4 protein-coding genes are annotated in these 5,973 nt (G+C 69.2%); 1 reads left to right on the top strand and 3 read right to left on the bottom strand.

All coding sequences use genetic code 11. The features are described 5' to 3' along the window. Nucleotides 1-306 precede the first annotated feature (306 nt). Nucleotides 307-2,382 (bottom strand): AMP-binding protein, encoded by a 2,076-nt coding sequence (locus tag QH470_RS00570; RefSeq protein WP_280270245.1) that lies wholly within the window; start codon nucleotides 2,380-2,382, stop codon nucleotides 307-309. Nucleotides 2,383-2,883: 501 nt separating this feature from the next. Here QH470_RS00570 and QH470_RS00575 point away from each other — a divergent pair. Further along, nucleotides 2,884-3,222, top strand: a complete 339-nt coding sequence (locus QH470_RS00575) for a histone-like nucleoid-structuring protein Lsr2 (RefSeq protein ID WP_280270246.1) — start codon at nucleotides 2,884-2,886, stop codon at nucleotides 3,220-3,222. A 262-nt stretch (nucleotides 3,223-3,484) separates the two neighbouring features. On the opposite strand, the gene QH470_RS00580 is transcribed toward QH470_RS00575, so the two are convergent. Beyond that, a complete protein-coding gene (locus tag QH470_RS00580) occupies nucleotides 3,485-4,297 on the bottom strand; it encodes an SAM-dependent methyltransferase (protein WP_280270247.1) in 813 nt (270 codons plus the stop codon). 4 nt (nucleotides 4,298-4,301) lie between these two features. Next, the gene (locus QH470_RS00585; RefSeq protein WP_280270248.1) at nucleotides 4,302-5,606 is read right to left on the bottom strand and encodes a diguanylate cyclase domain-containing protein; all 1,305 of its coding nucleotides are present in this window, start codon (nucleotides 5,604-5,606) and stop codon (nucleotides 4,302-4,304) included. Between the last annotated feature and the right edge of the window lie 367 nt (nucleotides 5,607-5,973).

Below are 5,973 nucleotides of genomic sequence, written 5' to 3' on the forward strand. Positions count from 1 at the left end.
CGGGGAGGGTGGCGCAGGGGGCGATGTGTTCGATGAAGTGGCCGACGATGTGTTGGGAGAGGGTGCGGACGTCTTTGAGGGGTGAGGTGAGGGGGTGTCCGGATATGGTGAGGCCGGCCCGGCCCGGAGTGGCAACAGACAAGGAAAAGCTCCTTCCACCCCCGTTAACTACCGTGCGGTAACAATGTAACCGTTTCGATATGCGGCAGTGCAGGTTTCACAACCGTTCGTGACAATTGTGGAGAATCCCTCCGGCGTACCTCGTGAGCGGTCACAGTGGCCTAGTCCGCCGCCGCCCGGCATATTTCACAAAATCGTTTGATTGGCCGGTATGCCGGTGAGCATGCGCTTGAGTACCTTGCCCGTTTCCCCGCGCGGCAGCGCCGGGAGGAACGTCACGTCCCGCGGCACGGAGAAGCGACTCAGCCGGTGCCGCACATAGGTCCGGATCATGTCCGGATCCAGGCCCGAGCCTTCACGTTTGACGATGAAAGCCGCCAGGCGCTGGCCGAATTCGCGATCGGGCACGCCCACCACGGCGACATCGGTGATCTGCGGCAGATGCGCGAGCGCCTCCTCGACCGGGCGCGGGAAGACGTTCTCGCCGCCGGAGATGATCATCTCGTCGTCGCGGCCGGCGATGAAAAGCCTTCCGGCAGCGTCCAGGTAACCCAGATCGCCGGTATCGAGCATGCCCTCGGCCTCCTCCGGCGGCGCCGAGTTGACGTAGCCGTCGAACAGCATGTGATTGCCGACGTAGATGCGCCCGGTGACGCCGACGGGCACCGGCTGCAGGTCCGGTCCCAGGACCCCGACCCGAGTGCCCAGCGGCGGCCGCCCCGCGGTGGTGGGCGAGGTGCGCAGATCCTCCGGGGTGGCGATGGTGGCCCAGGAGACCTCGGTGGAACCGTAGACGTTGTAGAGGATGTCGCCGTAGGTGTCCATGAAGCGCAGCACCGTGGCGCCGGCCAGCGGCGCACCGCAGCTCGCGACGACGCGCAGGCTGGAGGTGTCGAAGCGGGCCCGCACATGGGTCGGCAGATCCAGGATCCGCTGCACCATGGTGGGCACGAGAATCAGTGTGGTGATCTGGTTTTCGTCGATCAACCGCAGGGTGTCGCGCGCGTCGAACTGCTCCGGCAGCACCACCGTGGACCGCAGCGGCGTGCTCAGTTGCAGCGCGGCCAGGCCCCAGGTGTGGAACAGCGGGGCGGGAATCAGCATGACCTCGTTCATCCGCAGCGGTATGCGCGACAGCAGCGCCGCGATGGTCGCGAAACCCTTCGGATGCGGTCGGCGGGCGCCCTTGGGGGTGCCGCTGGTGCCGGAGGTCAGCACGATCAACCGGCCGCCGCGGGCCGGCTTGCGGAAGCTGCTGTGGCCCTGTGCGATCAGGTCGTCGATGGTGTCGTGGCCGGGACCCGGACCGCGGTCGGTGAAGACCCGCTGGATATCCGAGTGCAGATAGTGCACCAGCGATTCCAGTTCGGTGTCGACGAACAGATGCTCGAGCCGGTGCCGCTGCACGATCTCCTCGATCCGCCGTGCGGACAGCCCGGCGTTCAGCAACACCACGTCGACACCGAGTTTGCCTGCGGCGACCATGGTTTCGACCATGCCGGCGTGGTTGCGGGCCAGCAGCCCGATGGCGTCGCCGGCGCCCAGGCCGAGCCGGGCCAGCGCCGCCGCCAGCGCGTGACTGCGCTCGTGGACCTCGGCGAAGGTGCGGGTGCCGTGGTCGTCGACGAGCGCGGTCCGCTCCGGTGTGTACGCCGCCGCGGCGGCATAGCCACCCGCCAGATTGAAACCCCATTTGGCAAGGCGGCTCAGCTGTTTCGCGCTCCGGCCGGGCCGGTAGCTGCGCAGCACGCCGGTGACGACCATCTGGCGCGCGACGTCGGCATGGCGGCGCAGCGGCGTGTTCTCGCCGTTGACCACCATCGATGTCGGTGCGCCGACGATCAATTCGGTCATCCGCCGCAACCCGTCCTCGGCCCAGGCGACGATGTCGGCATTGGACATGGCGGCCACCGCGGGGTGAATGCGGCCGGGTGCGAAGAAGGTCAGGGTGAGCCGGGTGCCGTCGCCGGATTCGGTGTTGCGCAACCGGACTGCCGCGAAGCTGCCCGTCGCGGCGCACTCCAGCTCCAGCGTCTGGGCGGCCGGGGCGACGATGACGGTGGCCGCGAACGTGCTGATCCCGGACGCGGGGGTGCCGATCCGGAACTGCCACAGCGGATGACCGGCGATCGTCTCGAGCCGATGGCACGCGCCGATACCGAGGAATACTCGTGAATAGCTCTGCGGATCTCTGAGTAGATTCCACACGGATTTGCGGGCGACCGGCAGTTCCACGGTCGCATCGATGACGTCGGTAGCCAACTCCGTACACTTCTCGCAGGCCGGTCCGAAGGGCCGGACCGGCGGGAACTCATTTGTAACCGGCGGGGTCCGCGCCGCTCGGGAACGGCCTTCCGAAGCGTATTCCGGGGTACGAGTCGGACGTGTTACCACCTTATACCTGCGCATTTTACCGAGCGGCCGACCTGCTGTGCGTCGTATTGCCCATAGTTGTGACGACTCCCTGAGCAACCCGGCCCGGGTTTGTGAGCCGGTCGCGGGTGTCGTGCGCCGGCGGTTTGCGGAGGCGGGCCTCGGCCCGCGGGCTCACTTGCCCTAGGACACGGGAAGATCGCTGTGCGACTGCGGGTCTCGCGCCCGCCGCCGCGCGGAGCCGGGCGCGGGCGCATAGTATTGTCGCGGATCGACGTTCCGCGGCCCGCGGTTGGTGAACCTTCCCAACGGCGACGTGAATGTTCGAGCCGCTCAGTAAGTTACGAAGCTGGGGGAGTAGTGCGGGGGACGGGGTGCGAAGGAGCACGCATGGCACATCGAGTACTGGTCACGCGCGTCGATGATCTCGATGGGGAATCGACGGCCGACGAGACCGTGGTGTTCGGACTGGACGGGACGACGTACGAGATCGATCTGTCGGCCGACAACGCGGCACTGCTACGGGAACAGTTGCGGCAGTGGGCCGAACGGGCCCGCCGGGTGCGCCGCACGACGATCGCGGCGCGGAAACCGACGACGATGGTCGCCGTGCAGTCGACGGCGGCGCGCAAATGGGCCCGCGAGAACGGCGTGACGGTTTCGGCCCGCGGCCGGGTGCCGGCGGAGGTGCTGCGCGCCTACCTCGATGCGGGCGCCGTGGCCGACTGAGCCGATCCAGGCAAACGACCCAGCAACCGATCAGCACCCATCCGTGCCGCGTGTCGCGCCGAATATCGGGCAGTACCTGCTGATTCCACGTGAATCGCCAGGGCCGGAGTATCGATAACCGTAACGCGAACGGGAAGGATGAGGGATGATCCCGCATTTCATCGATCAGCTCATGAGCACGATTTCCGAATTCCTCGGCAAACTGCTGATTCCTTAGATGAGCGGGCCGGGGCGGCGTTCGCGGCCGCCCCGGTTTCCGGTGTCAAGGTTTGACCGCGACCGCGGCGTAGCCGTCCAGCGCACGGACCTCGGGCAGCGGTGCGTCGGGATCCGGCCGCCAGCGAGCCATATGCACCAGGCCGGGATCGACGAGCGTCAGATCGCCGAGCAACTCCGCTATCTCGGCGCGGGACCGCGGTCGAATGCCACGGCCGGTGGCCTGCTCGGCCAGCGCGAACATGCGGTCCACGGGCTCGCGGTCGCCCTCGGCGGTCAGATGCGACAGCACCACCCGGCTGCCCGGCGCGATCATGGCGGACAATCGCTTGAACAGCGTCGCCGCGGCGGCGTCGTCGGTGACGGAGTGCAGCACCGACACCAGCAGTATCGCCATCGGGCGGGTGAAATCGAGCATCGCGGTCACCTGCGGATGGGCCAGCACGCCGTCGATATCGGTGAAATCCGCCTGCACCATCGCGGCCTGCGAGTTTTCCGCGAGCAATCGGCGGCTCACCGCCACCGCCGCCGCGTCGACATCGATATACACCACGCGCGCGGCCGGATCGGCGCGCAGCGCGATCTCGTGCACGTTTCCCGCGGTCGGAATACCGGAGCCGAGATCGAGGAATTGATCTATACCGGCGTCGGCCAGATATTCGACGGCGCGTTGCAGGAATCCGCGGCCGGCCCGGGCCGTATGCGCGAGTTCCGGGACGATCTCGACCAGTCGGGCGGCGATCCGGCGGTCCGCGTCGAAGTTGGTGAGGCCGCCGAGGAGATGGTCGTAAACCCTTGCGGGGCTGGGCCTCTGGGGGTCGATAACATCGGCCGCCCAGTCGGGTAACAGAGGTTGCACGGGCTCATCGTAAGCCGGGTAGGACCGCACCCGCGGTGATGTCGTGATTGTGCAGTACCCACCGATTCGGTCCCGCCGCCTTGGCCCGATAAAGCCCCGCGTCGGCGGCATCCAGCAAGTGCTCGGCATCCGCCCCGGCCACCGGGGTGACGACCGCGCCGATGCACGCCGAGATGGCGAGCCGGAGGTCGTCCACCGGGATCGGCTCGGACAGCGCGTCCAGCAGGGCGGTGGTCGCGGTCGCGACCCGGGCGGCATCGCACGGCGGCGGGAACAGCACCACGAATTCGTCGCCGCCGACGCGCGCCAGCATCGCGCCCCCGGCCCGCTCGGCCAGCCGGAGCGCCACCGCGGCCAGCAGCCGGTCGCCGACGCCGTGCCCATAGGTGTCGTTGACGGTCTTGAAACCGTCCAGGTCGATGAAGCCCAGCCCGATCCGGTCGCCGGGATGCGCGGCAGCGATGATCTCCGAGATGTACTCCACCAGCCGGCGGCGGTTGGGCAGGCCGGTCAGCGGATCGTGGCGGGCCTGACGGCTCAGCTCGGCCTGCAGCGCGCGGCGCTGGGTCGTGTCCTCGCCGACGACGAGCAGATACGCCGAGCGTCCGCCGGCCGCCGGGACCAGCGTGATCGCCCACGCCGCCCACCCGTCGCCGTCGTCGGGGCGGGTGTAGCGCAGTTCCAGCCGCATGGTGCCGGATCCGGCGGCCAGCAGTTCGTCGGTGATGCGCGCCCGGAGCTCGGCGCGGTCGTCGGGATGGACCAGTTCCGAGACCGCCAGCCCGCGTAGCCGGTTCACGGGCAGGCCGAGCATGGTGGCCAGCGCCGGATTGGCGTCGACGACCCGGCCGGCGGTGTCGCCGATGCCGATGGCGACGGCGGCGTTGTCGAACAGGACCCGGAATCGGACCTCGGCGGCGTGGCGTGCGTCGGCCATCGCCGCGTGCAGCATTTCCTGGTGGCGTGCGCGGGTGGCGAGCAGTTCCACGGTGTACCCGTTGGCGAGTTCGCCGAGGGCGGCGATCACCCGGTCCTGCCGCGCCGCCATCGACGCGGCCAGCGGGGCCAGCGCCCGCGCGGTCCGGCCCAGGACCTGCGGATCGGTCAGGTTCGCGCGGACCAGTTCGGCGCCCACCTCGGCGGCGGCCTTCGCGTCGAACGGCTCGGCGGCGATCGCCGTCGTCAAGCGCTCGACGAGACCGGCCAGCAGCGCCTCCAACTCGGCGAGCGGCATCGGCACGAAACCGGTGTCGGACACCGCAATTCGCCACCGCCGGGCCAACGCGGCGACGGCCTGCTCGCGTGTCATGCCAACTACCCCCGCCCGGAATCAGACGTGCACTCGGTGACATGTGGGAACGGCTCGGTGCCGAACCATGATCACAGGCTACCCGCCCCCGGATCCGGCTGGGCGAGCGCGTCTTCCACTCCGGAAAGGCCCGCCGAGACGAGGGGGGGGGGGGGGGGGGGGGGTGGGGGGGGGGGGGGGGGGGGAGGACGGGGCGCCGGCCGCCGGTGACGCGGACGCTGTAGAAGATTCCGACGTTCTGATGGTCGACTCCCGCATGGGCGACGGCTGCGGGAACGACCCTCGAATCCACGCCCAGCAGGCGTTGGGCGACCCCCGCGGGGGCGGGGGGGGGGGAAATAACCCCGGGGGAGGGGGGGGAAAGGTG

The sequence above is a fragment of the Nocardia wallacei genome, assembly GCF_029868745.1.
GTDB lineage: Bacteria > Actinomycetota > Actinomycetes > Mycobacteriales > Mycobacteriaceae > Nocardia > Nocardia wallacei_B.